At 29.5% G+C, this 24,974-nt stretch carries 25 protein-coding genes and 1 pseudogene; 12 read left to right on the top strand and 14 right to left on the bottom strand.

What is annotated here, in order from left to right; all coding sequences use genetic code 11:
- Window positions 1–22: 22 nt before the first annotated feature.
- From arsB to rseP, 6 genes are all read right to left on the bottom strand, one after another.
- Window positions 23–1,051, bottom strand: coding sequence for an ACR3 family arsenite efflux transporter (gene arsB / locus BM335_RS11010; RefSeq protein WP_090227206.1), 1,029 nt, complete (start codon window positions 1,049–1,051; stop codon window positions 23–25).
- A 3-nt stretch (window positions 1,052–1,054) separates the two neighbouring features.
- Entirely contained in the window at window positions 1,055–1,669 is a 615-nt protein-coding gene (locus BM335_RS11015) for an arsenate-mycothiol transferase ArsC (protein ID WP_090227209.1), read from the bottom strand.
- 10 nt (window positions 1,670–1,679) lie between these two features.
- The gene (locus tag BM335_RS11020) at window positions 1,680–1,997 is read right to left on the bottom strand and encodes a thioredoxin family protein (protein ID WP_090227214.1); all 318 of its coding nucleotides are present in this window, start codon (window positions 1,995–1,997) and stop codon (window positions 1,680–1,682) included.
- A 49-nt stretch (window positions 1,998–2,046) separates the two neighbouring features.
- On the bottom strand, window positions 2,047–2,520 hold the full coding sequence (locus tag BM335_RS11025) for a DUF6428 family protein (protein ID WP_090227218.1): 474 nt from the start codon (window positions 2,518–2,520) through the stop codon (window positions 2,047–2,049).
- Window positions 2,521–2,533: 13 nt separating this feature from the next.
- Window positions 2,534–2,866 (bottom strand): ArsR/SmtB family transcription factor, encoded by a 333-nt coding sequence (locus tag BM335_RS11030; protein WP_090227222.1) that lies wholly within the window; start codon window positions 2,864–2,866, stop codon window positions 2,534–2,536.
- An 87-nt stretch (window positions 2,867–2,953) separates the two neighbouring features.
- Window positions 2,954–4,276: an RIP metalloprotease RseP gene (gene rseP / locus BM335_RS11035; protein WP_090227227.1), complete on the bottom strand. Its 1,323-nt coding sequence runs from the start codon at window positions 4,274–4,276 to the stop codon at window positions 2,954–2,956.
- A gap of 160 nt (window positions 4,277–4,436) precedes the next feature.
- Here rseP and BM335_RS11040 point away from each other — a divergent pair, with 160 nt between their 5' ends.
- The 4 genes from BM335_RS11040 (at window position 4,437) to BM335_RS11055 (ending at window position 7,643) form a co-directional block, all read left to right on the top strand.
- Complete coding sequence (locus BM335_RS11040; RefSeq protein ID WP_090227230.1) at window positions 4,437–5,105, top strand: SCO family protein; 669 nt, start codon at window positions 4,437–4,439, stop codon at window positions 5,103–5,105.
- Between the two features lie 79 nt (window positions 5,106–5,184).
- Window positions 5,185–5,412, top strand: coding sequence for a FeoA family protein (locus BM335_RS11045; RefSeq protein ID WP_090227234.1), 228 nt, complete (start codon window positions 5,185–5,187; stop codon window positions 5,410–5,412).
- Between the two features lie 3 nt (window positions 5,413–5,415).
- Window positions 5,416–7,527 carry a ferrous iron transport protein B gene (gene feoB / locus BM335_RS11050; protein WP_090227238.1) on the top strand — a complete coding sequence of 704 codons (2,112 nt, stop codon included), beginning with the start codon at window positions 5,416–5,418 and terminating at the stop codon, window positions 7,525–7,527.
- Entirely contained in the window at window positions 7,527–7,643 is a 117-nt protein-coding gene (locus tag BM335_RS11055; RefSeq protein WP_090227242.1) for a FeoB-associated Cys-rich membrane protein, read from the top strand. The genes feoB (BM335_RS11050) and BM335_RS11055 overlap by 1 nt, the downstream gene beginning before the upstream one ends.
- Before the next feature lies 1 nt (window position 7,644).
- Here BM335_RS11055 and feoB (BM335_RS15840) read toward each other — a convergent pair.
- The 3 genes and pseudogenes from feoB (BM335_RS15840) to BM335_RS11070 all read right to left on the bottom strand — a co-directional run bounded on the left by feoB (BM335_RS15840) (window position 7,645) and on the right by BM335_RS11070 (window position 11,538).
- Window positions 7,645–9,853, bottom strand: a pseudogene (gene feoB, locus BM335_RS15840) (ferrous iron transport protein B).
- Window positions 9,837–10,874: a metal-dependent transcriptional regulator gene (locus BM335_RS11065; protein ID WP_090227245.1), complete on the bottom strand. Its 1,038-nt coding sequence runs from the start codon at window positions 10,872–10,874 to the stop codon at window positions 9,837–9,839. The pseudogene feoB (BM335_RS15840) and the gene BM335_RS11065 overlap by 17 nt, the downstream one beginning before the upstream one ends.
- 4 nt (window positions 10,875–10,878) lie before the next feature.
- Window positions 10,879–11,538, bottom strand: coding sequence for a metal-dependent transcriptional regulator (locus BM335_RS11070; protein ID WP_090227249.1), 660 nt, complete (start codon window positions 11,536–11,538; stop codon window positions 10,879–10,881).
- 110 nt (window positions 11,539–11,648) lie between these two features.
- Between BM335_RS11070 and BM335_RS11075 the strand changes: the two genes are divergently transcribed.
- On the top strand, window positions 11,649–12,578 hold the full coding sequence (locus BM335_RS11075; RefSeq protein ID WP_090227254.1) for a ketopantoate reductase family protein: 930 nt from the start codon (window positions 11,649–11,651) through the stop codon (window positions 12,576–12,578).
- Here the strand turns inward: BM335_RS11075 and BM335_RS11080 are convergent.
- The gene (locus BM335_RS11080; protein ID WP_090227257.1) at window positions 12,570–13,478 is read right to left on the bottom strand and encodes a DMT family transporter; all 909 of its coding nucleotides are present in this window, start codon (window positions 13,476–13,478) and stop codon (window positions 12,570–12,572) included. The two genes, BM335_RS11075 and BM335_RS11080, sit on opposite strands and share 9 nt — an antisense overlap.
- A gap of 85 nt (window positions 13,479–13,563) precedes the next feature.
- Complete coding sequence (locus tag BM335_RS11085) at window positions 13,564–14,331, bottom strand: patatin-like phospholipase family protein (RefSeq protein WP_090227751.1); 768 nt, start codon at window positions 14,329–14,331, stop codon at window positions 13,564–13,566.
- 120 nt (window positions 14,332–14,451) lie between these two features.
- Here BM335_RS11085 and leuS point away from each other — a divergent pair, with 120 nt between their 5' ends.
- From leuS to BM335_RS11115, 6 genes are all read left to right on the top strand, one after another.
- Window positions 14,452–17,265, top strand: coding sequence for a leucine--tRNA ligase (gene leuS / locus BM335_RS11090; RefSeq protein WP_090227261.1), 2,814 nt, complete (start codon window positions 14,452–14,454; stop codon window positions 17,263–17,265).
- 50 nt (window positions 17,266–17,315) lie between these two features.
- Entirely contained in the window at window positions 17,316–17,573 is a 258-nt protein-coding gene (locus BM335_RS11095) for a SemiSWEET family sugar transporter (protein WP_090227265.1), read from the top strand.
- A gap of 66 nt (window positions 17,574–17,639) precedes the next feature.
- On the top strand, window positions 17,640–19,100 hold the full coding sequence (locus tag BM335_RS11100; RefSeq protein ID WP_090227270.1) for an ATP-binding protein: 1,461 nt from the start codon (window positions 17,640–17,642) through the stop codon (window positions 19,098–19,100).
- A 5-nt stretch (window positions 19,101–19,105) separates the two neighbouring features.
- Window positions 19,106–19,882, top strand: a complete 777-nt coding sequence (locus BM335_RS11105) for an enoyl-CoA hydratase/isomerase family protein (RefSeq protein WP_090227274.1) — start codon at window positions 19,106–19,108, stop codon at window positions 19,880–19,882.
- A 28-nt stretch (window positions 19,883–19,910) separates the two neighbouring features.
- Entirely contained in the window at window positions 19,911–20,495 is a 585-nt protein-coding gene (locus tag BM335_RS11110; protein WP_090227277.1) for a Crp/Fnr family transcriptional regulator, read from the top strand.
- Between the two features lie 114 nt (window positions 20,496–20,609).
- Window positions 20,610–21,185, top strand: coding sequence for a YceI family protein (locus BM335_RS11115; protein ID WP_090227280.1), 576 nt, complete (start codon window positions 20,610–20,612; stop codon window positions 21,183–21,185).
- 48 nt (window positions 21,186–21,233) lie between these two features.
- Here the strand turns inward: BM335_RS11115 and BM335_RS11120 are convergent, their stop codons facing one another.
- The 3 genes from BM335_RS11120 to BM335_RS11130 form a co-directional block, all read right to left on the bottom strand.
- Entirely contained in the window at window positions 21,234–22,664 is a 1,431-nt protein-coding gene (locus BM335_RS11120) for a LysM peptidoglycan-binding domain-containing protein (RefSeq protein ID WP_090227285.1), read from the bottom strand.
- A 129-nt stretch (window positions 22,665–22,793) separates the two neighbouring features.
- Entirely contained in the window at window positions 22,794–23,447 is a 654-nt protein-coding gene (locus BM335_RS11125; RefSeq protein ID WP_090227289.1) for an HD domain-containing protein, read from the bottom strand.
- A gap of 85 nt (window positions 23,448–23,532) precedes the next feature.
- Window positions 23,533–23,946, bottom strand: coding sequence for a BrxA/BrxB family bacilliredoxin (locus BM335_RS11130; protein ID WP_090227293.1), 414 nt, complete (start codon window positions 23,944–23,946; stop codon window positions 23,533–23,535).
- Between the two features lie 157 nt (window positions 23,947–24,103).
- Here BM335_RS11130 and BM335_RS11135 point away from each other — a divergent pair, with 157 nt between their 5' ends.
- The gene (locus BM335_RS11135; protein WP_090227297.1) at window positions 24,104–24,844 is read left to right on the top strand and encodes a TerB family tellurite resistance protein; all 741 of its coding nucleotides are present in this window, start codon (window positions 24,104–24,106) and stop codon (window positions 24,842–24,844) included.
- Window positions 24,845–24,974 lie beyond the last annotated feature (130 nt).

Below are 24,974 nucleotides of genomic sequence, written 5' to 3' on the forward strand. Positions count from 1 at the left end.
TTTTTAGCTTATTTTTTAAATTTTAGAAATATTTTTTCTTTAACCAAAAGGAAACTCGAACTAATAAAATCAGCGCAGGAACTTCAACTAAAGGACCAATTACACCTGTAAATGCTTGTCCGGAGTTTAAGCCAAAAACCGCTATGGCAACTGCAATTGCTAATTCAAAATTATTTCCAGCGGCAGTAAATGCAACTGCAGCAGTTTCACTATAAGTAGCTCCCATTGCTTTGGTTGTAATAAACCCTATTAAAAACATAATGGCAAAATATATTAACAGCGGCACTGCAATAATTAGCACATCCATAGGTATTTCTACAATTAATTCTCCTTTTAAAGAGAACATGACCACAATGGTAAACAGTAAAGCTATTAAGGTTAATGGTGATATGGTTGGAATAAACTTTTCGGTATACCATTTTTCACCTTTTACTTTTACCAATATAAGTCTACTTAAAATTCCTAATAAAAATGGTACCCCTAAATAAATAGCAACACTTTCAGCAATAGTTGCAATTGAAATATCTACAATAGCACCTTCAAAACCAAAATATGGAGGTAAAACTGTAATGAAAAGCCAAGCATAAAAACTATACGCAAATACTTGAAATATACTATTTAACGCTACAAGTCCAGCTCCATATTCACTACTTCCATCCGCTAAATCGTTCCAAACCAATACCATAGCAATGCAACGTGCTAAACCTATTAAGATTAACCCAACCATGTATTCTGGATAATCTTGTAAAAAAATAAGTGCCAACACAAACATTAAAACCGGTCCAATAATCCAGTTTAAAATTAATGAAATGGAAAGTATTTTAACATTTTTAAAAACCTTTGGCAATAAGGCATAATTCACTTTTGCCAGTGGAGGATACATCATAATTATTAAACCAATTGCTATTGGAATATTTGTTGAACCTCTGCTAAAAGAATCAATTAACGTTGGGAATGACGGTACAAAATAACCAATTCCAACCCCAATTGCCATTGCAATAAATATCCACAAGGTTAAATAACTATCTAAAAAACTAAGTTTCTTCTTCATTTTTTACAATTTTATTTGAGAGAAAACATATAACATTTCTGAAGCAATTTGATTGCTACGTTCTGTATATTTTTCGGCTTGTTGTGGTGTGTTATCAAATGCTTTTGGATCATCATATTTTACAGGAATACGTTTTTCAGCTCCAGGAATAAACGGACAACCTACATCGGCATTATTACAAGTCATAATTGCTGCAAACTCACTTTTTGGATTAAATTCACTGTCATAGGTTTTTGAAAATGCAATTATAGGATGCTCATTTTCAGCATATTTAATACTATAAACTGGATTATCACCTTTTGATAAATTATTAATTTTTAATCCAGCCAATTCTAAAGCTTTTGCTGCCATTGGAAACATTGCCGTAGCTTCTGTTCCACCAGAATAACAATACACATTTTTTACGTTAAAATAATGTGCGGCAACTTGTGCCCAAACTTGTGATAAATGACTTCGACGTGAATTATGTGTACAAATAAAATTAAGATTTATAGTTTTATTTGCTAAAACTTTCCCTTGAATAAAATCTATTAAAGGTTTTAATACTGCTTTACGTTCATCTGAGATTTGAACATTTTTTATAACATCTATTGTGCTACTTATTTTTTCTAATAACATATATTAATTTTTAACAACAAGATTGATTTTCATCAGTAGAACAACAAGAAGACTCATAATTTTCATCAGAACAACAAGCATTGTTTGCAAAATTATCTACCAAAAACGGTAATAAATCTTCTTTTGACGGGATTTTTCCAGCCAAAACAACTTTTCCATCAATAACAATTGCAGGAGTTCGCATTACATCGTAAATCATAATCTCTTCTATGTCTGTAACTTTTACAATTTTAGCTTCTATGTTTAATTCATCAACAATATTAACTACTGCTTTCTCCGCGCTTACACAACTCGGACAGCCTGTTCCTAACACTTTAATTATTTTCATTTCGTATGTTTTTATTATTTAATTTGAAGACATTCTTTTCATTCTATTTTTAACAGCAATTTGAATCTGTTGAACAACAACTCGAAGTTTTATTTTCCAATCCTGAAAGTTTTAACTTTGGTTTTTCAGTTGGTATTCCACAATTATCTTTTGCTAAACAGTCTGTTTGTTTTGTGGTTAACAAAAAATTTATTCCATCAAAATCCAACCCATATTTACCTATTGTAGTTCCTTGATATTCTACTTCAATTGTTAAATTTCCCAAATTTAAAAGCTTATCAGATAATTCAATAATATGAATTAATTTTTCTGGATGCAACCTATGATCATAATCATTAGCTTCCCACAATTGAAAGTTTGCTTTCACTTCATTTCTAAGGGTCCCACCACAATCAATAAAATGTTTGGTTACTTTACCAACTTCGGTAACGTGAAAATGATTGGGAACTAACGTACCATTTGGTAATTGAAATGCAATAGTATTTAATTTACTTAAATGATGTTTGATTTCTGTAATGGTCATAATTTCTAATTTTTTATATACAACAACTATTATTTTCTATATCTTGATTCAAAAATTTTAAAAAGATTTGTTTGGTATTTTCCCATACTTCAACATTTATACAATAACAAACGCTTGTTCCTTCAATGTTTCCTTTTATAATTCCTAAATTTTTTAATTCTTTTAAGTGTTGAGAAATGGTAGCTTGTGCCAATCCAATTTCAACAACCAAATCTCCACAAACACATGTGTTTAGTTTAAATAATTGTTGCAAAATTGCAATTCTGGCAGGATGTGCAAATACTTTAGCTATTGTTGCTAGCGTATTTTGTTCTTCATTAAACTTATCTGTTTTTGTAATTCCCATAATATTAATTGTTACATTGCAATATTACGATTAATATTGATATAAAAAAACCTAAATCAAAAAAATTTAGGTTTTTTTTATATTATGTTAAAAAAATTTCGAAATTAATTTCACTACATCATTTCCATTTGCCAATAGCAGTAAACCAATTAAAAGAATAAAGCCAGTAATTTGGGCATATTCTAAAAACTTATCATTTGGTTTTCTTCCAGTGATCATTTCAAACAATGTAAATACAACGTGACCACCATCTAGAGCTGGGATTGGTAATAAGTTCATAAAACCAAGCATTATTGATAAAAATGCCGTAATTCCCCAGAAAGATTGCCAACTCCATGTTGCAGGAAAAATATTTCCAATGGCTATAAATCCACCAATACTTGTAGCGCCTTTTTTAGTAAACACATATTTAAATTGTGTGATATAATCTTTTAATGTCCAAATTGCTAAAGAATTTCCTTTTGAAATACTTTCAAAAAATGAATACTCTTTATGCTGAATGGTAATACCTCGTAATTTTGAGTTAGACACTCCTATTGTATTATCTTCTCTAGGCGTGATGGTTGCTGTTTTTGATAAACCATCTCTCTCAAAATCAATATTAATAGCATCATTTGAATTTACCACTAAGTTTGTAAATTCTTGCCAATAGGTAACTGGAGTTCCATTTACAGCAACTATTTTGTCATATTTCATTAAACCAGCTTTTTCTGCAGGTGAATCTACAATTACAGTATCTATAACTGCTTCAGTTCTTACAGAAAAAGGTTCCATTACTCCATTTCCCCACATTATATTTCCAATATCTTCTGGAATACTAATTGTTTCGGAAGTTCCATCTTCATGCAATACATCTAATGAGGTAATTCCTCTTAAAAATAAATGCTTATTAATATCGGTAACATCTAAAGGTTCTTCACCGTTAAATTTTGTGATTTTATCACCATCTTTAAATCCGAATTCTTTAAACAATTCATTAACCGCAAAACCGTTTTTTACATCTAAAGGTTTTACAAATTCAACTCCCCAAGTAAAGGTTATTAAAATATAAATTACAATACCTAAAATAAAATTTACAATAACTCCGCCCAACATAATAATTAAACGTTGCCAAGCTGGTTTAGATCTAAATTCCCAAGGTTGTGCAGGTTGCTTCATTTGTTCAGTGTCCATGCTTTCATCAATCATACCTGATATTTTTACATAGCCACCTAAAGGAATCCAACCAATTCCATACTCGGTTTCTCCTATTTTCTTTTTTAATAATGAGAATTTATAATCAAAAAATAAGTAGAATTTTTCTACTCTTGTTTTAAATAGTTTTGCAGGTATAAAATGTCCTAATTCGTGTAAAACAATTAAAAACGATAAACTTAAAATAAACTGTGCTGCCTTTATTAATATTTCCATAAATGTGTTTCAAAAAACTAAAATCGCACAAATGTACGGTTTTAAATACAGTTTTTAAAAGTCCTTAATTAAGATATTGAAGGTTTTAACAAAGTTTTAAAGCAATACGGTTACTATAATATCTAATTATACTAAATTTGTTATTTAATTTAACAGTAAAATGGACTTAAAATTTTTCAAAAAATCAATTCCAACACTTGCTATTATGGCGGTATTTTCAGTTGGAATGATTTATGCAATTTATACTTTGCTAACGCCAAATAAAAAATTACCAATTTTTAATCCTTCTGATGTAAATCCAAAATTAGTTGATGAAAGCGTTGTTCACATTAGAAGAAATCATAAAGTTGCCGATTTTAGTTTAATCAACCAAAATGGCAATACCATTACACAAGACAATTATAAAGATAAAATTTATGTAGCAGATTTTTTCTTTACCAGATGCATGACCATTTGCCCGGTAATGACAAACAATATTGGAAAATTACAAGAAGTTTTTAAAAATGATGATGATGTTATGTTTTTATCTCATTCGGTAACGCCAGATATTGATAGCGTTTCAGTATTAAAAGAATACGCAATTGCAAAAGGTGTAATTGACGCCAAATGGAATATAACAACCGGAAGTAAAAAACATATTTATGAGCTTGCCCGAAAAAGTTATTTTGCTGTTTTAGAAGAAGGCGATGGCGGTTTGCAAGATTTTATACATACAGAAAATTTTATATTGGTTGATAAGAAAAAACAAATTAGAGGTTTTTACGATGGCACCAATAATGAAGACATAGAAAGACTTATTAGTGATATTAAACTACTGCAAACTGAATAATTTTATTAATGATATTTATCATAGTTTAGAATCATTCTAATTTACTATATTTGCTCATTATTTATAATTATTCTTAATAATGGGTGATACTATAGCAAGTTTGCGAATTGGAGAACGTGGAATTATTGAAGATTTTTCTTTAGATATTATTCCGTTATGTTTACTAGAAATGGGTTGCTTACCAGGTAAAGAAGTAAGTTTAATTCAAATTGCACCACTTAAAGATCCGTTGTATATTAAGGTTAATGGAAGTCATTTAGCAATTAGAAAAGAAATGGCTGATCTAATTAATATCACAAAGTTGTAGTACATGAGAAATAATGCCGTTTTAAATGTTGCATTAGTGGGAAACCCTAATACCGGAAAAACTTCACTATTTAATCAACTTACAGGTTTAAAACAAAAAGTAGGAAATTACCCAGGCATAACGGTAGATAAAAAGCATGGAAAATGTAAAATTTCTGATGAATTAACTGCCGAAATTGTAGACTTACCAGGAACATACAGTATTAATCCACAAACTTTAGACGAAACTATTGTTCTTGAAACACTTTTAAATAAAAAAAACGAATCGTATCCCGATGCAATAATTGTTGTTGCTGAGGTTGAAAATTTAAAAAGAAACCTATTATTATTCACTCAAATTAAAGACTTACAAATTCCAACCATTTTGGTCATAAACATGTCCGATCAAATGGAAAGAAAAGGAATAAATATTGATATTGAAACACTTAAAACAGCTTTAAAAACCGAAATTGTTTTAATTAGCTCTCGTAAAAATATTGGAATTGATGTTCTAAAAAAAGAATTAGCCAATTATAAAAATTGGAATACAGAAACACTCGCTAACATTTCAACAAAAATTGATGCTAATTATTTTAGTGAACTTGAAAAAACTTTTTCTGAAAATTCATTATACAAATCTTGGTTATTAATTACACAACAAGAATATTGTCATTTTTTAACTGAAGCGCAAAATAAAAAAATAAATACCTTTAAAACTGATGTTGAAAAAATAAAAAAATACCAACATAAGGAAACTATTTTTAGGTATCAAAAAATAAATGAAATTTTAAAAACAGCATATAAAGTTGATAAATCTAAGGCAACTGATTTACGTTCTAAATTAGATAGTATATTAACTCATAAAATATGGGGTTATGTTATTTTTGCTTTTATTTTACTACTTATATTTCAATCAATTTTTGAATGGGCTAGTTTTCCAATGGACTTAATTGATGGCATATTTGCCAAATTAAGTCAACTTGCAAAAAATAATTTACCCGAAGGCGTATTTACCAATTTAATAGCTGAAGGTATTATACCAGGTATTGGTGGTGTTTTAATCTTCATTCCACAAATTGCCATATTATTTTTGTTTATTTCACTATTAGAAGAAACCGGTTATATGAGCCGAGTTGTATTTTTAATGGATAAAATAATGCGTAAGTTTGGAATGAGTGGAAAAAGTATTATTCCATTAATTTCAGGAACAGCTTGTGCAATTCCAGCTGTTATGGCTTCCCGTAATATAAGCAATTGGAAAGAACGCCTAATTACAATTTTAGTGGTTCCATTTACAACTTGCTCTGCAAGGTTACCTGTTTATGCCATTTTAATATCCTTAATAATTCCTAGTAAAAGAATTTTTGGCATCTTTAACCTACAAGGTTTAACATTAATGGCGTTGTATTTATTAGGATTTACTGCAGCTATATTTTCAGCAATTTTACTTAATAATGTGTTGAAAGTTGAACATAGAAGCTTTTTTGTAATTGAAATGCCAAATTATAAAGTGCCTTCTGTTAAAAATGTATTTTATGAAGTAGTTGAAAAAACTAAAGCGTTTATTTTAGGAGCTGGGAAAATTATTTTAGCATTATCAATAGTATTATGGTTTTTAGCTTCTAACGGAACATCAGCATATAAAAATGCAGAAAAACATGTTACAACACTTGAAGAAAATTCCAATTTAGATAATGAAGCACTTCAAAAGAAAATAGCATCATATAAATTAGAAAACTCCTACATTGGTACAATGGGAAAATTTATTGAACCTGTAATTGAACCTATGGGTTATGATTGGAAAATAGGAATAGCTTTAATAAGTTCATTTGCCGCTCGTGAAGTTTTTGTTGGCGCATTAGCAACCATTTATAGTGTTGAAAGTGAAGGAGAAGATGTTGGCACCATAAAAGAACGAATGGGGGCGGAAATAAACCCAAAAACAGGTTTAAAACGTTTTAATTTTGCTACAGGAATGTCACTACTGCTTTTTTATGCTTTTGCAATGCAATGTATTGGCACATTGGCAATTGTTAAACGTGAAACTAAAAGTTGGAAATGGCCTATTTTACAATTGGTTGGAATGGGAGCTTTAGCCTATATTGCAGCTTTTTTAGCCTTTAATATACTAAGCTAATGCAAGAAATATTAACATACATAGCTTTAGTACTCGCAGTCGGATTTTTAATTAAAAAATACTTTTTTAAAAATAAAAAAAAGGGTAATTGTATAGATGGTTGTGACTGCCATTAAATTACACTAATATTCGCCATACCTGCGCAACAATAAAACAAACCACAAAACCTATAATTAAAGGTAAAACACTTGCTATAACAGTCCATTTTACACTTTTAGTTTCTTTATAAATGGTGTAAATTGTAGTACTACAAGGGTTATGTAATAAACTGAATAACATTAAATTAACCGCTGTTAAAAGTGTCCATCCACCTGCTCTTAATATTTCTCCTGTTGCTGTAGCCGATTCTAATTCAAACATTACACCGTTCCCTTCTCCTACACCTGAAATGGAAACACTCATTACAGTTAACATTAATATAGTTGGAATTACAATTTCATTTGCAGGAATTGCAACTATATAAGCTAATAAAATAACACCATTAAGCCCTATTAAAAAACCAAAACCATTTAAATGTTCTATCATCCAATGCGCAATAGTTATATTGCCAATTGAGATATTGGCAATTAACCAAATTACTGCACCTGCTGGGGCTGCAAATACACAAGCTCGCCATAAAACAATTAAAGTCCTATCAATTAATGATGTATAAATTGTTTTCCAAAATACTGGAGGTCTGTATGGAGGCAATTCTAATGTAAAGGATGAAACTTCACCTTTTAACAAAGTTTTGGATAAGAAATATGATACAGCAAATGTAAAAAACACACCTAAAAGCGCAATTGTGATTACAGACAAAGTTGATAAAGCTCCAGCAAATCCTTTGGGAACCATTGCCCCAATAAAAATAGACGCAATTAATATTTGTGTTGGCCAACGCCCATTACATAAAGAAAAATTATTAGTTATGATTGCAATTAACCTTTCCCGTGGACTATCAATTATTCTAGTAGCAACAACTCCCGCAGCGTTACAACCAAATCCCATACTCATTGTTAAAGCTTGCTTTCCGTGCGCGCCAGATTTTTTAAATAAATTATCTAAATTAAAAGCAGCTCGTGGTAAATATCCAAAATCTTCTAACAAAGTAAATAGCGGGAAAAATATAGCCATTGGCGGTAACATAACAGCAATCACCCAAGCTAAAGCCAAGTATACACCATCAAACAAAAAACCAGCCAACCAAATAGGAAATCCTATTGAAATTGTTGTTTCTTTTAACCAAGGATGAATGGTATCTAACAATAATTGTGACAATAAACCCGATGGATAATTTGCGCCAATAATAGTTAACCATAAAACAACTGATAAAATTAAAATCATAATTGGGAAACCCCAAATTTTACTGGTTACAATTTTATCTAAAACTCTATCAAAACGAAAATGTTTTGTGGCTCCTTTTTTAAATACTGAATTTTGAGCAATTTGAGCTGCATCAGAATAAATACCTTCGGTTAATTTATCATGAAAGCCATCTCCAATTTGCCATCTTAAATCGTTACTTATATTTAATATTTTATTTGTTTTCATTTATTGTATATCTACTAAAAATAAGTTATTCTGTAATAAATTCACCTGTTTTTACAGCTTCAATAATACGTTCATCACCATCTAATAATCGTAGTGCAATCCATCTGCTATTTGGAATATTTGGATATTCTTTTTCAATTTCAACACATAATTTTTCAATGGCATTATTAATTTGTTTTGGCACATTTTTTATGCGGTGTGGTTTACAAATAATTTCACCAGTTGCAACTTTGTGAATTGTACTAATTAATTCTTGAATTCCTACTTTTGAACGTGCACTAGTTGGAATTACAGGAATCCCTAAATCGCGTGCTAAAGTTCTATCATCAATCTCAATTTCCATACGTTTTGCTTCATCCATTAAGTTTAAACATAAAACAGCTTTATTGGTAATTTCTAAAATTTGTAGCACTAAATTTAGATTTCTTTCCAACCTACTAGCATCTACAACTATAACGGTAACGTCTGGTTTTCCGAAAAGTATAAAGCTTCTGGCAACTTCTTCATCTTGAGAAGTAGAAAGCAATGAATACGTTCCTGGTAAATCAACCAATTTATATTTTTTCTCATTAAAACTATAGCCACCTTCTGCTCTGGTTACAGTTTTCCCTGGCCAGTTTCCTGTATGTTGCCTTAATCCTGTTAAAGCATTAAAAACAGTACTTTTACCGGTGTTTGGATTTCCTGCTAATGCAACAACAAAATCTGTATCATCTGTATTTATTCCTAATTTTTTTAATCCAGATGTGTTGCTGTATTCACAACTGTCGCAAGCGCTTTTAGTTACTGTTTGCATGGTTTTTAATTTTTTCGATTAAAATAAATTTTGCTTGTTCATTTCTAATAGCTATTGCGGTATTTCTTACTAAATAAGATCTTGGGTTGTTCATTGGACTGATTAAATCTAACTCAATTGTTGTGTTTAAAACAAACCCTAAATCTAAGAGTCTTCTTCGCATTTCTCCTCTACATTCATTAGAAATACCAATAATTTTAGCACTTTCATTTTCTTTTAAACTAGAAAGTCTGAAAGTGTTTTCTTCTAAAATTTCATCTTTTAATAATTGTAAAATGGTAATATTATTTGCAACAATAGGCGCTAGCACATATTCTTCACCTTCGGAATGAAATACAATTCGTTTTTCATTATTTTCAACAATATGAACGTGTGAACCAATATGTAAATCTTCGGCTAAAATTTGTTGGTAAATAATATCTGGTTCATCTTCAATATGAACAATTCTACCTATAGTTCCTTCTTTAAAAACAGGCATTGGTTTTCCTTGGATAGCTTCAATTTCACCAAATTCTGTAGGAATTGGATCTCCGTGAGGATCAAATCTTGGATTTCCTAAATTAGTTGCCAGCTCTTTTGCTTGCTTGGTATTTAATTTATGTTCCATTTTTTCAGCAATATCATGCCAATCTTTTTTATCAAAACCTGTTTTTTCTGATAAATATTTTTCCCATAAACGGTGAACTCTAATAATTCGTAACGCATAGTCCATACCATTTTCTGTAAGTTTAATAGTACCATTATTAAAATTTATTAATTGGTTTGCCTCCATTTGGGCTATAGTTTCTATTATTTTTTTGGGGCGAATATTTGTTGATGAAATAATATCGTTGGTACTTAAAGAATTTCCACCATCTTCCGCGTGATATAATTTTTTTAAAATATCTTCAATTAATGTTTTTGAATCGTTTTTAAAACTGTTTTTTAATCGCCAATAAATACCACCTTTTGGATAAAAAAGCACAACTAAAAGTATTATTACAGCTGTAAAAACAAGTAAATATGTTATAGGACTTGCCATAAGTTTATTTTAAATTAACAAAAACGTTTGTACTCACTTTATTTGAAAGTATTATTGAATGTCCTCCAATTAATTTAACAGTCATAGAATCGTCAAAATCAAATTTATCTACAATTGTTAATTCAGAATTAATTGTTATTTCATGCTTATCTAAAAACTGCAAAAATGATTTAGAGTTATCTTTTACACAAGAAACTTTATAAATTTTATTGGTAATTCCTTCACTTAATAAAATTGAGTTATTGAATGGTATTTCTCCATTTTTTTTAGGAATAGGATCTCCATGCGGATCTATTGTTGGATAGTTTAAAAAAGTATCCAATCTATCTATTAATTGATCAGATTTTATATGCTCTAATTGTTCGGCAACGTCATGTACTTCGTCCCAATTAAATTTTAATGTATCTACCAAAAAAACCTCCCACAATCTATGTTTTCTAACAACATTTACAGCGATTAATTCTCCTTTTTTTGTTAATGAAACTCCTCTATATTTTTCATAATTAACCAATTTTTTATCTGCCAATTTTTTTAGCATATCGGTAACAGAAGACGCTTTTGTTTGCAGCTCATTTGCTATTAAGTTAGTGCTAACATTTTTGCTATTAGAAAACGCTAATTTGTGAATAACCTTTAAATAATTTTCTTCAGAGTGTGAAAACATACATATAATATTTAGACAAATATAACTAAAAATTTAGACTAGTCTAAATTTGAGATTATTATTTTGATTTTCAACACATAAAATTGTATTTTTGAATAAATTGAAATTTAATGAATATAGTAATATACGGAACCGGTGGCGTTGGCGGTTATTTTGGAGCAAGACTTGCACAAGCAGGAAATAACGTAACATTTATTGCGCGAGGCAAACATTTAGCAACCATACAAAAAAATGGTTTAAAATTAATAAGTCCTAAAGGAGATTGTTTAATTTATCCGGCAAATGTGACTGATTCAATAGCCCAAATAAACAACATTGATTTAGTTTTAGTGTGTGTAAAAACTTGGCAGTTAAAAGATGTTGCCAAAAAAATTAATAAAAATATTAATGAAAAAACCGTTGTAATTTCATTATTAAATGGTGTTGAAAACCAAGATATACTAATTTCAGAAATTAATAAAAAACATATTATTGGTGGCTTGTGCAAAGTAATTAGTAAGGTTAAAGATTTTGGAGTTATACACCACATTTCCTATGAACCAACTATAATTTTTGGTGAACTAAATCACGAAAAATCTCAAAGAGCAATTAAAATTGAACAAGTTTTAAAAAATGCAGGAATAAACACTATTTTGTCTGATGATATTCAAAAAGAGATTTGGACAAAATTTTTATACATTACAACAGTTAGCGCCATTGGTGCACTAACGCGCACGTATGTTGATGAAATGGTTGCTTTGCCTGAAATAAAAAAAATAATGTACAAAACAGCTGAAGAAATTTTAGCCATTGCAAACGCAAAAGACATAAATATTAATAAAGAAACTATTGAAACCCAATTTAAAATAATAGAAAATCAACCTCCAAAAACAACATCGTCTTTGCAACGAGATATTATGGATGGAAAGCCCTCTGAGTTAGAGTCTCAAAACGGAACAATTGTTAGATTGGGCAAAGAATTAGGAATTCCAACACCAACAAACGATTTTATATATTTTTGTTTATTACCACAAGAAAAAAAGGCAAGACAATTATGCTAATTTCGGTTTTTTACTAATCATATAAACTCCAAAAACAACTAATATACAACTGGCAATTTTAACCAAATTAATATCTTGGGCATATTCATCATTTCCAAAAACATAAGCATATAAGCTCACTAAAATAAAACTTAAAACTGGTTGCAAATAAATATAACTTCCGTTAACTGAAGGAGGCACATAGTTAAGTGCGTAAATATTAAATAAATAGGTAAAAAAAGTTGTTCCAATAATAACAAAAGCAATTGCCAAATAAGTGTTTGTAGTAAATCCATTAAAGTTTGTTGCCAATAAATCATTTATTCCAAACGGAAATACAAAAATAAGTCCAAATAAAAATACCCAGCTTATAACTGTGATTGCTTTATATTTTTTCATTAAAGGTTTTACCAATACTAAATACAAACCGTAAGAACAAGCATTTAAAAACACAAATAAATTCCCTAAAAAAGAACTTGTTCCTACTGCATTTTTCCCATAAACTATTAAAATTACGGCTCCAATAGCTCCTATTAAAATTCCAATATATTTATTTTTGGTTATTTTTTCTTTTAAAATAAATGCACTTAAAATTAAAACAATTACTGGAGTAGCAGTCATAATTATTGAAGCATCAATGGGCGAAGTCAAGCTTAAACCATGAAAAAAAAGTAACATATTTGTTGAAATACCAAACAATCCGCAAAAAGCTAGTAAAACAATATCCTTCTTTTTAACCTTCTCTTTTACAAACTGTTTTACAATCCAAAATAAAATTCCAGCAACAATAATTCTTAATAATACTAAAGCAGATGCGCCAATTTTATCGGGCATTAAACCTTTTGCAATTAAAAAATTAGCGCCATAAATAATGTTAGCTCCTAAAAGTGCTAAATGTGCTTTGTAGTTATTATCAGTCAAATTATTAAATACTATATTTCAATTTTGAAAAGTACAAATTAACATAAAATTATTACCAACTAAAGTACCCTTTACTAATATTAAATTAGCTGACTGCTTTTAAAATTAGTTTTATTTCTTTTTTAGCTAATTCATAACCTAAATCGTAGGCTTTTTTTACAGCATTTCCGTCTAACACACCAATTTTATTTAATTCCACAGGAGCAAACACATAATTGCATTGATTAAATTTTTTCACATTAACTGCATCCAAACCAATATGATATACTCTATATAAAAGTTTTAATGATGAATTTATTTCAGATTTATCAATTTTTGCAACTGGGTTTACAAAACTTCCCATTATAATATCACAATCTAACAATGGTTCAATGGGAAAATTATTTAAAATACCTCCATCAGAATATAAATTTTCTTCAATTTCAATTGGCGAAAAAATTGGTGGTAAAGCTGACGAAGCAATTAATGGTTTTATCAATTCTCCAGAATTAAAAAAATCAAGTTTTCCTTCAATTAAATTAGTAGCTGTAACGGTTAATGGATATTTTAAACTTTCAAAAGAATTATCAGGAAAAAACTTTTTAAAAAACAAGGCATATTTATCGCTATCCATAATACCAGGTTTATTCATTGCATACAATGATAATTTTAACAAAGGAGTTTGTTCAAAAAAAGATAGCATTTCTTTTGGACTATAACCTGCAGCATATAGCGCAGAAACCAACGCGCCCGCAGATGTTCCAGCAACTTTTGTGGGCACAATATTATTATCAAGCAAAACTTGAATAAACCCAATATGAGCGATTGCTCTAACGCCTCCGCCCGATAAAACTAATCCAATTTTTTGTGCCATTTTTAATTTGTAATTAACCAAAAATACTAATTAAAATCAAAAAAAAGTTAACTAAAAAATAGACTTTACTATTTTCTATATAAAGCGTAACTTTGCGCTTTTAAAAAATGAATAGCAAAAATGGAATACAATTTTAGAGAGATAGAAGCTAACTGGCAAAAATATTGGGCAGACAACCAAACATTTAAGGCAACAAACAAATCCGATAAACCAAAATTTTATGTATTAGATATGTTTCCTTATCCTTCTGGCGCAGGACTGCACGTTGGTCATCCACTGGGTTATATTGCATCAGATATTTACGCGCGTTACAAACGTCATAAAGGATATAATGTATTGCATCCTCAAGGATATGATTCATTTGGTTTGCCAGCAGAACAATATGCTATTCAAACAGGGCAACATCCTGCAATTACTACTGAAGCTAATATTGCCACTTACAGAAAACAATTAGATAAAATTGGTTTTTCATTTGATTGGTCACGTGAAGTAAGAACTTCCGATCCTACTTATTATAAATGGACACAGTGGATTTTTATTCAATTATTTAATTCGTGGTATAACAAAACAAGTGATAAGGCTGAAGATATTTCAACACTAATTTCAATTTTTGAGGTTGAAGGAAATGCAGCTGTTAAAGCAGCTTGTGATGATGAAATTACAATTTTTTCTGCGGATGATTGGAAAAACTACTCAGAAGAAGAAAAACAACATATATTATTAAAATACCGATTAACATTTTTATCAGAAACCGAAGTTAACTGGTGTCCTGCATTAGGAACTGTTTTAGCAAATGATGAAATTGTAAACGGAGTTTCTGAACGTGGCGGACACACAGTTGTACGTAAAAAAATGATGCAATGGAGTATGCGAATTACTGCCTATGCACAACGTTTATTAGATGGATTGGCAAAAATTGATTGGCCACAACCTTTAAAAGATTCCCAAACATATTGGATTGGAAGATCTGAAGGCGCAATGGTTTCTTTTAATATTGATGGTTTTGAAGATAAGATAGACGTATTTACTACCAGACCTGATACTATTTTTGGTGTTAGCTTTATGACACTGGCTCCAGAACATGAGTTGGTTACAAAAATAACAACTACCGAACAAAAAGAAGCTGTTGAGGCTTATGTGAAAGCTACAGCAAAACGTAGTGAATTAGAACGCATGGCCGATGTAAAAACCATTTCGGGTGTATTTACTGGCGCTTATGCATTACATCCTTTTACTGGCGAAAAAGTGCAAATTTGGATTGGCGATTATGTATTAGCTGGTTATGGAACTGGTGCTGTAATGGCGGTTCCTTGTGGCGATGACCGCGATTATGCTTTTGCAAAACATTTTGGTATTGAAATCATTAATATTTTTGAAGATGTAGATATTTCAGAAGAAGCTTTTACAGATAAAGAAAACTCTGTAATTGCAAATTCAGATTTTTTAAATGGTTTGCCTTATAAAAAAGCAATGAAAACTATTATCTATGAAATTGAAAAACGTGGTTTTGGTTATGGAAAAATAAATTACCGTTTGCGCGATGCTGTTTTTAGCCGCCAACGTTATTGGGGCGAGCCTTTTCCAGTGTATTACAAAAACGGTTTACCGCAAATGATTGACAAACAATATTTGCCAATTGTATTGCCAGAAGTGGAAAAATATTTACCTACTGAAGATGGAAAACCACCATTAGGAAACGCAACAACTTGGGCTTGGGATACTGTTAAAAACGCAGTCGTTTCAAATGAATTGATTAATAATGAAACTGTTTTTCCTTTAGAATTAAATACTATGCCAGGTTGGGCAGGAAGTTCATCATATTTTAATAGATATATGGATCCTGAAAATACGGAAGAATTTGTAAGTAAAGAAGCGGTGGAATATTGGCAAGATGTAGATTTATACATTGGTGGTAGCGAGCATGCAACCGGACATTTATTGTATTCTCGTTTTTGGCAAAAATTCTTGTTTGATAAAGGAATTTTACCTGTTGATGAATATGCTAAAAAACTAATTAACCAAGGAATGATTACCGGGACTTCTGCTTTTGTTTATAGAGTTGAAGGAGAAAATAAATTTGTTTCAAAAGGTTTAATTGGAGATTTAAAAGTACAACCAATCCATTCAGATGTTTCTTTTGTAAATGCTTCAGATGAATTAGATATTGAGGCATTTAAAAACTGGAGAGAAGAATATAAAGATGCAGAGTTTGTGTTGGAGGATGGAAAATACATTGTTGGTCGTGAGGTTGAAAAAATGAGTAAATCTAAATACAATGTTGTAAACCCTGATCAAATTTGTGAAGAATATGGCGCAGATAGTTTGCGTTTGTTCGAAATGTTTTTAGGTCCGTTAGAACAATCTAAACCTTGGAAAACTTCAGGAATTTCAGGTGTGTATAGTTTCTTAAAAAAATTATGGAAATTGTATATTGTTGATGGAGAGTTTTCTGTTTCTGATGAAAATCCTACTCCAGAAGAATTAAAAACATTGCACAAAACCATTAAAAAAGTAGAAGAAGATATTGCTAATTTTTCATTCAACACATCGGTTTCAACATTTATGATTGCAGTAAATGAGTTAACTGCTTTAAAATGTAATAAAAGAGCAATTTTAGAACCTTTAGCTATTATTATTGAGCCTTATGCACCACATATTGCAGAAGAATTATGGAAAAATTTAGGACATACAACATCTATTTCAACAGCTGATTTTCCAGTTTTTAAACCAGAATATTTGGTTGAGAACAGTAAAGAATATCCTGTTTCATTCAATGGAAAAATGCGGTTTAAAATAGAATTGCCATTAAATTTATCAATAAAAGAAATTGAAGAAATAGTAATGACTCATGAAAAAACACAAGAACAATTACAAGGAAAAACACCTAAAAAAGTAATTATTGTTCCTGGTAAAATAATAAATATAGTAGGATAAATCAATAGAAACTCTAAACTTAGTTTAGAGTTTCTATTTTAAAATATAAAATGATAAATAAATTTGAAATTATTGGATTAATAGCAGCTACTTTAACAACAGCTGCTTTTGTTCCTCAGGTTTATAAAGCTTGGAAAACTAAATCTACAAAAAGCTTATCATTACCAATGTACCTCATTTTTTTTGTAGGTATTATGTTATGGCTTGTTTACGGTTTTCATTTAAACAGTTTGGCCATGATACTTTCAAATATTGTTACAGGAATTTTAACTTTAATACTAATTCTTTTAAAACTAAAATATAAATAATTTAGTTGGTACATTTGTTGTTAAATAGACTGTAATTTATTACTTATATTTACTACAAATTACAATATGAAACTTAAGCAACTTTCTTTACGTATTCGTATATTCTTAGCAATGATATTGTTAATATTGTTGGCCTCAATATTAATTGCAGCGGTAACAATTTACCAATACAAAGAGCAAACAAATGAATATAATCAAGGTAGATTAGAACGTAAAGAAGAATCAGTACAAGCATCAATTAATTATTGGCTAAATAGCGGAAACGGTAATACTTTCCCTTTAGAAACTAAAAATTTACCTTTTATTTTTAAAGATAAAGTTTATGAAATTGCTGATATTGAAAAATTAGAAATTAATATTTATGATTTAGAAGGAAATATTGTAAAAAGTTCACATTCTGGATTTGTAAAAAGCGATGCTCCTGATAAACTTCCTCAAGAAATATTATACGTGGTTAGCAATAGTTACGACCATAGATATGTGAATGATAAAATTGTAAATAACAACAACTTACAATCTTCCTACACCTTTATAACTGATAATAAATTTAAACCTATTGGAATTTTAAATTTACAATATGTACAAGACAATACAGATCAAGAAAGAGATTTAGAAGAATTTTTAGTTAGAATGGCTTATGTTTATTGCTTTATGTTTTTATTAGCCATCGGTTTAGCATATTTTATTTCAAGCTATATTACCAGAAATATAAAAGCTGTAACTGATAAAATGCGGCAAACAAGTTTAAATAAAACAAATGAAAAAATAATTTTAAACGATGCCAGTGTAGAAATTTCTACTTTGGTAAACGCATACAATCACATGGTTAATGAATTGGAAAAAAGCGCACTAAAATTAGCCAAAGGTGAACGTGAGCAAGCTTGGAGAGAAATGGCAAAACAAGTTGCTCACGAAATAAAAAATCCGTTAACCCCAATGCGATTAACCGTACAAAGTTTTCAACGAAAATTTGACCCAACTGATCCAAAAATTAATGAAAAATTAAATGAATTTAGCAAAGCCTTAATTCAACAAATTGATATTATGAGTTCAATAGCTTCTGCATTTTCCAACTTTGCTAAAATGCCATCACAAAACAGAGAAGAAATTGATGTGGTTGAAACTATAAAGCATGCCTTGGATATTTTTACTGAAGATTATATTTCATTTTTCCCTAAACAACCTATAATAATAGCAAATTTAGATAAAAATCAACTGATAAGAATCGTAACTAATTTAGTAAAAAATGCCACTCAAGCATTAGAAGAAATAGAAAATGAGAAAATTGAAGTTACTGTTTCTGAAAAAGAAAATAATGTAATTATTGTAGTTGCTGATAACGGAAAAGGAATTACAGAAAATGATAAAACAAAAGTTTTTGAGCCACAATTTACCACCAAATCTAGCGGAACTGGTTTAGGTTTAGCTATGGTTAAAAATATTGTAGAAGCTTACAACGGAACAATTACATTTACATCACAAGAAAACACTGGCACAGTATTTAAAATAATTTTACCTAAAAAATAAATATCATGAAATTTGAAAATTTAATAATAGATAAAAAAAGAAACATTGGAATAATTACAATAAACAGACCTTCTAAGTTAAACGCTTTAAACAAAGCCACTATTGAAGAATTGCATATTGCCTTTAAAGTTTTAAATAAAAACATTGAAATTAAAACAATTATACTCACCGGAAGTGGCGAAAAAGCATTTGTAGCTGGCGCAGATATTTCTGAATTTGCCAATTTCAATATTGAAGAAGGAACCGAATTGGCAAGAAAAGGTCACGAAATTCTATTTAATTTTGTTCAAAATCTAGAAACTCCAGTAATTGCTGCAGTAAATGGTTTTGCATTGGGTGGTGGTTTAGAACTTGCAATGGCTGCACATTTTAGAGTAGCAAGTACCAATGCGAAAATGGGATTACCAGAAGTAAGTTTAGGTGTTATTCCTGGTTATGGAGGCACACAACGTTTACCGCAATTGGTTGGGAAAGGAAAAGCGATGGAAATGATTATGACTGCCGGAATGATTGGTGCTGAAGAAGCAAAAGAATGGGGATTGGTAAATTATGTTGTAGACCAATCAGAATTAATTGCTTTTTGTGAAAAGTTAGCCGAAAAAATTACCAAAAATTCATCGGTTGCAATTTCGGCTGCCATAAAAGCCATAAATGCAAATTACACCAATGGAGTAAATGGTTTTAGTGTTGAAATTGAGCAATTTGGAGTAAGTTTTGGTACAAATGATTTTAAAGAAGGAACAACTGCCTTTTTAGATAAACGCAAACCAAACTTTGAATAAAAATCGTAAGTTTTCAAATTAATTTTAAATGAACGCCCAACCTCTTCTCAATTACATCAACAAATACATCAGTTTAACTGAGGAGGAAACGTTATTTTTAATTTCAAAAGTAACGTTTAGAAAATATTTAAAAGGACAATATATTGTGCAGCAAGGTGATATTTGCAAAAAACAATGTTTTATAATTTCAGGCTGCACAAAAACTTTTTATATGGATGCTGGCGGACAGGAACACATTGTTTTATTTGCCATTGAAGATTGGTGGACATCCGATATGGGAAGTTTTATAACCCAAGCTCCTGCAGATTTTAATGTACAATGTATTGAAAATACTGAGCTTATTCAAATTACATATGAAGATAATGAAGAAATACTTCGTGAAATTCCAAAATTAGAGCGTTTTTTTAGAAAAATTGTAGAATCTGCCTATGCAGCTTCTCAAAAAAGAATTATTAGAAGTTTTAGCCTAACTGCTAAAGAACAATACCTTTTTTTTAAAGAGCAATATCCAACAATTGAGCAACGAGTACCCCAATATATGATTGCATCGTATCTTGGTATTACAAAAGAATTTTTTAGTAAAATAAAAAGTCAGCTTGCAATAGAAGAATAAAAATGTTAATCTATATTAACTATATTTAATAAGCTACCTTTTTTTAATTTGTAAATTACTTACGCAACTTTGCATTAAATAATATTAATTTAATTTTATAAAAAACATAAGCACATGAAAACATTTAAAAATTTAGCGTTAATAGCACTTATTGCTGTTTTCACATTTTCATTTACAAAAGTAAATGCACAACAAAAAGAAATTAAAATTGCAAATAGTAACGTAATTTGGAAAGGATACAAAGTTACAGGTTCTCATGAAGGAACAATTAGCTTAAAATCAGGATTTTTAACCTTTAATGACAACAAATTAACTGGAGGAGAATTTGTAATGGATATGAATACTATTGTTACAACAGATTTACAAGGTGAATACAAAGGAAAATTAGAAGGACATTTAAAATCGGACGATTTTTTTGGTGTTGAAAAACACCCAACAGCTAAACTTGTAATTTCAAAAGTAAATGCTACTGGCAAAAACTCATACAAAGTAACTGGTGATTTAACTATAAAAGGAATTACGAATGTAATAACTTTTGATCTTTCTGTTTACGGAAACAAAGCCAATGCAGCCTTAAAAATTGACAGAACAAAATATGATGTTAGATATGGATCGACTAGCTTTTTTGACAATTTAAAAGATAAAGCTATTTATGATGAATTTGATTTAGTTGCAGATTTAGAATTCTAATATTAAAAAAATAGATTAAAAATGCTCAAGTTTCCTTGAGCATTTTTTTTATAAAATTCTATTTATTTGTACAAAACGTTTAGCATAATAAGGCTCTTTTATTGAAGAAATTATAACTCCTAAACTAGTGGATGAATGAATAAATTTTATCTCATCATCTAAAACTTCAGTAATTAACCCAACATGACTAATACTACCTTTTCTATTGGTAGTAAAAAATATTAAATCTCCTTTTTTTGCATCAGATTTGTTAATTTTTATTCCATATTTGGCCATTCCTTTAGATGATCTTGGCAAATCCATATTAATTTCTTTAAAAGTAGTATACATTAATCCAGAACAATCAAATCCTTTTCCACTTGTTCCACCACTTCTATAGGGTGTTCCAATTTTTTTTGAAGCTTCTTCAATTAAAATTTCAATTTTAACCGAAGTAATTTCATCATACTTTATTTTATTAATTATTTCTGGCGTTAAGCTTTCATTTATAGTTCCCTTTTTAATAATTAATAAATAATCTTCAGGCAAACTATTAATAACTTCTGGATTTAGCTCATCTATTTTTTCAACCGTAATACCATATTTTTTTGCGATACTATATTTGGTTTCATTGGCCAGCACTTTGTGCAGCAAATCTTTAGTTTCATCAACAAAAACAGTGTAACTTGAATCTTTTTTTGCTTTATTAATAGATAAGCTATCTAATTTATTTAACACAACTACCGTTCCTATTTTTAATTTTCGTGGTTCAAGTTTTGGGTTTAGCGCTTTTAACTGATTTAAAGTTAATTGATATTTTTTAGCAATAATTTTTAGGGTTTCGCCTTTTTTAATTTTATGCATTTTCAGCTGAAATTCTTCTGAATTGGTTGCTATTTCAGTTTCTTGATTGTTAACTATACTGGTTATTTTTTCGTTAACAGTTGTTTCCTCAATCAATTTTAAAACAGTACCTACTTTTAAATATTTAGGATCAATCTCAGGATTTAAATTCCTTAATTTAGATAAGCCAATATTGTATTTTTGAGCAATACCACCCAATGTTTCGCCAGATACAACTTTGTGAGTAGTTAAAATGTTAGCAATTTCTTCATTTTTTTCTGAACTGGATATTTGTAAAACTGTTCCGATTTTTAATCTTCTGGAATCCACCGTTGGATTTAACTCCATTAATTTAGCAAGCTTTAAATTGTATTTTTGAGCAATTATAGATAAAGTTTCACCAGATGACACCGTGTGTGTTTTTGGAATTGTATCTTCAAAATTTTTATTAGGAATTAATAATGTAGCATTTAATTGTAAATATTTGCCTTTTGTTTGCGGATTTAACTCATAAATTTCCGATTCTTTTACATTGTATTTTTTGGAAATGACAGAAATACTTTCTCCTTTAGTTATCGTATGTTTTATAGTAGCTTGGGAATATGCACTACTTGTTAAAAGCAATATAAAAAGCGAAAAAAGTTTTAAAATATTCATGTTTTAATAAATTTATAACGCTCTATAAGATTGGAGCTTAAAAGCGAGCCAAGATATAAAATCTATGCATTGAAAATTATGCTTTTAAATATTTAACAATACTTTATAAAATAATAAATTATTAATTTTTTACAATTCTCCATTCCATTCTTTATAAAATTGCTGCAAAAATGTTTCCATATAAACATGCCTGTTTTCAGCAATTTTTTTTCCAGTTTTGGTGTTCATTTTATCTTTTAACAATAATAGTTTTTCATAAAAATGATTAATTGTTGGCGCCTCAGAATTTTTATATTCTTCTTTTGTTTGATTTAATTTTGGAGCAATTTCAGGATTGTATAAAGATCTATTTTTAAAACCTCCGTAATTAAAACAACGTGCAATTCCAACTGCCCCAATGGCATCTAATCTATCGGCATCTTGCACAACATCTAATTCTGGAGATTTAAAAGTTTGTTTAAAATTTCCACCTTTATAAGAAATGTTTGAAATAATGCTTTCTACATGTTCAACAATGGAATTTTCTACTTGTTCATTTTCTAAAAAAGCACGTGCCATTTTTGGCCCAATAGTTTCATCTCCATCGTGAAATTTACTATCAGCAATATCGTGTAGTAAAGCTCCTAATTCAACAATAAATTCATCAACATTTTCATTTTTTGCAATTAGTTTTGCATTGTTCCAAACGCGTAAAATATGAAACCAATCGTGCCCACCTTCGGCATTTTTCAAGATTTCTTTTACAAAAATTTCAGTATTTTTAATTATTTGGGTTGTATTCATCTTTTAAAAATAAAAAAATCCGCTTTAAATAAAACGGATTTTAAAAAATTATATTTCCTTCAATTAAAAATTGAAAGTTAAAATGTTAGTTACAATACTCATCGTACGCAGCTGCTAAATTTGAAGCAATTACCTCAGCAGGTCTTCCTTCAATGTGGTGACGTTCTAACATATGAACTAAAGCGCCATCTTTAAAAAGTGCAATTGCAGGTGAAGATGGAGGGAAAGGAATCATAAATTCTCTTGCTTTTGCAGTAGCTTCACTGTCAACTCCGGCAAAAACGGTCACTAAATTTGTTGGAACTTTATCAAATTTTAAAGAAGCAACAGCTCCTGGTCTGCAAGTTCCTGCAGCACAACCACAAACCGAGTTTACAACAACCAGTGTTGTTCCATCTTGTGCTAATACTTTTTCAACTTCTTGTGCAGTATGTAATGATGTAAAACCTGCGTTTTCTAATTCTAATTGCATTGGTTTAACTAATTCTGGTGGATACATAATATTTTGATTTTTTTATTAGATTTTGTTAGACGTAAATTAGTTGCAAATATAACAGTTTAAATGCTAAAAGTTTATAAATATTTTAACAACTGTAACATTTATGGGCTTTATAGGTACTAATATTTCAATTATCTTTGCAGAATTAAATTAAATTATGGGGAATTTTATTAAATGGATTGGCGCCGGAGTTGGTTTTACACTAGGAGGTCCAATTGGTAGTATTTTGGGATTTGTAGTTGGAAGTATAATTGGAGGTTTTACTATAGAAGATATTGAAAATGCTAAAAAATATAGTGCATCAGGAGGTAATGTGCAATCGGGGGATTTTGAAATAAGTTTGCTACTACTTTCATCTGTTGTAATTAAAGCTGATGGAAAAGTTGATACCCGTGAATTAGATTATGTTCGTACACATTTTAAAAACATGTATGGCGAAGAAAGAGCTGCAAATGCGTTTAAATTATTTAAAGGATTTATTCAAACTAATACCATTTCAACACAACAAATTTGTGTGCAAATTCGTCAAAACTTAACACATGCTTCTCGTTTACAATTAATTCATTTCTTGTTTGGAATTGCAAAAGCCGATGGCAATGTTGTTGAAGTGGAAATAAACGCCATTAAAACTATTGCAAGTTATTTATACATTAGTTTAAATGATTTTGAATCTATTAAAGCTATGTTTTATGAAGATTCAGAATGTGCATATAAAATTTTAGAAATAGAAAAAAACGCAACAAATGATGAAATAAAAGCTGCTTATAGAAAAATGGTCAAAAAATACCATCCAGATAAACTGCAACATTTAGGTGAAGAACATGTAAAAGGTGCTGAAGAAAAATTTAAACAAGTTCAAAAAGCATACGAACAGATACAAAAAGAAAGAGGAAAGTAGTTTTTTAAAAATATAGGCCATTAATAATATAAAAGTGTTTCTCAAAAAAAAGAAACACTTTTTTTATTTTAAAAAGTGACTTTTCAAAATTTTATGTGTCAAAAAAACAGGTTAGTAAAAATTAGTTAAA

The sequence above is a fragment of the Lutibacter maritimus genome (genome assembly GCF_900116115.1).
Classification (GTDB): Bacteria; Bacteroidota; Bacteroidia; order Flavobacteriales; family Flavobacteriaceae; genus Lutibacter; species Lutibacter maritimus.

What these genes read in the sequence shown, in the direction of transcription:
- arsB (WP_090227206.1), bottom strand. Translation starts at nt 1,051, where the DNA reads ATGAAGAAGAAACTTAGTTTTTTAGATAGTTATTTAACCTTGTGGATA.
- BM335_RS11015 (WP_090227209.1), bottom strand. Translation starts at nt 1,669, where the DNA reads ATGTTATTAGAAAAAATAAGTAGCACAATAGATGTTATAAAAAATGTT.
- BM335_RS11020 (WP_090227214.1), bottom strand. Translation starts at nt 1,997, where the DNA reads ATGAAAATAATTAAAGTGTTAGGAACAGGCTGTCCGAGTTGTGTAAGC.
- BM335_RS11025 (WP_090227218.1), bottom strand. Translation starts at nt 2,520, where the DNA reads ATGACCATTACAGAAATCAAACATCATTTAAGTAAATTAAATACTATT.
- BM335_RS11030 (WP_090227222.1), bottom strand. Translation starts at nt 2,866, where the DNA reads ATGGGAATTACAAAAACAGATAAGTTTAATGAAGAACAAAATACGCTA.
- rseP (WP_090227227.1), bottom strand. Translation starts at nt 4,276, where the DNA reads ATGGAAATATTAATAAAGGCAGCACAGTTTATTTTAAGTTTATCGTTT.
- BM335_RS11040 (WP_090227230.1), top strand. Translation starts at nt 4,437, where the DNA reads ATGGACTTAAAATTTTTCAAAAAATCAATTCCAACACTTGCTATTATG.
- BM335_RS11045 (WP_090227234.1), top strand. Translation starts at nt 5,185, where the DNA reads ATGGGTGATACTATAGCAAGTTTGCGAATTGGAGAACGTGGAATTATT.
- feoB (WP_090227238.1), top strand. Translation starts at nt 5,416, where the DNA reads ATGAGAAATAATGCCGTTTTAAATGTTGCATTAGTGGGAAACCCTAAT.
- BM335_RS11055 (WP_090227242.1), top strand. Translation starts at nt 7,527, where the DNA reads ATGCAAGAAATATTAACATACATAGCTTTAGTACTCGCAGTCGGATTT.
- BM335_RS11065 (WP_090227245.1), bottom strand. Translation starts at nt 10,874, where the DNA reads ATGGCAAGTCCTATAACATATTTACTTGTTTTTACAGCTGTAATAATA.
- BM335_RS11070 (WP_090227249.1), bottom strand. Translation starts at nt 11,538, where the DNA reads ATGTTTTCACACTCTGAAGAAAATTATTTAAAGGTTATTCACAAATTA.
- BM335_RS11075 (WP_090227254.1), top strand. Translation starts at nt 11,649, where the DNA reads ATGAATATAGTAATATACGGAACCGGTGGCGTTGGCGGTTATTTTGGA.
- BM335_RS11085 (WP_090227751.1), bottom strand. Translation starts at nt 14,331, where the DNA reads ATGGCACAAAAAATTGGATTAGTTTTATCGGGCGGAGGCGTTAGAGCA.
- leuS (WP_090227261.1), top strand. Translation starts at nt 14,452, where the DNA reads ATGGAATACAATTTTAGAGAGATAGAAGCTAACTGGCAAAAATATTGG.
- BM335_RS11095 (WP_090227265.1), top strand. Translation starts at nt 17,316, where the DNA reads ATGATAAATAAATTTGAAATTATTGGATTAATAGCAGCTACTTTAACA.
- BM335_RS11100 (WP_090227270.1), top strand. Translation starts at nt 17,640, where the DNA reads ATGAAACTTAAGCAACTTTCTTTACGTATTCGTATATTCTTAGCAATG.
- BM335_RS11105 (WP_090227274.1), top strand. Translation starts at nt 19,106, where the DNA reads ATGAAATTTGAAAATTTAATAATAGATAAAAAAAGAAACATTGGAATA.
- BM335_RS11110 (WP_090227277.1), top strand. Translation starts at nt 19,911, where the DNA reads ATGAACGCCCAACCTCTTCTCAATTACATCAACAAATACATCAGTTTA.
- BM335_RS11115 (WP_090227280.1), top strand. Translation starts at nt 20,610, where the DNA reads ATGAAAACATTTAAAAATTTAGCGTTAATAGCACTTATTGCTGTTTTC.
- BM335_RS11120 (WP_090227285.1), bottom strand. Translation starts at nt 22,664, where the DNA reads ATGAATATTTTAAAACTTTTTTCGCTTTTTATATTGCTTTTAACAAGT.
- BM335_RS11125 (WP_090227289.1), bottom strand. Translation starts at nt 23,447, where the DNA reads ATGAATACAACCCAAATAATTAAAAATACTGAAATTTTTGTAAAAGAA.
- BM335_RS11130 (WP_090227293.1), bottom strand. Translation starts at nt 23,946, where the DNA reads ATGTATCCACCAGAATTAGTTAAACCAATGCAATTAGAATTAGAAAAC.
- BM335_RS11135 (WP_090227297.1), top strand. Translation starts at nt 24,104, where the DNA reads ATGGGGAATTTTATTAAATGGATTGGCGCCGGAGTTGGTTTTACACTA.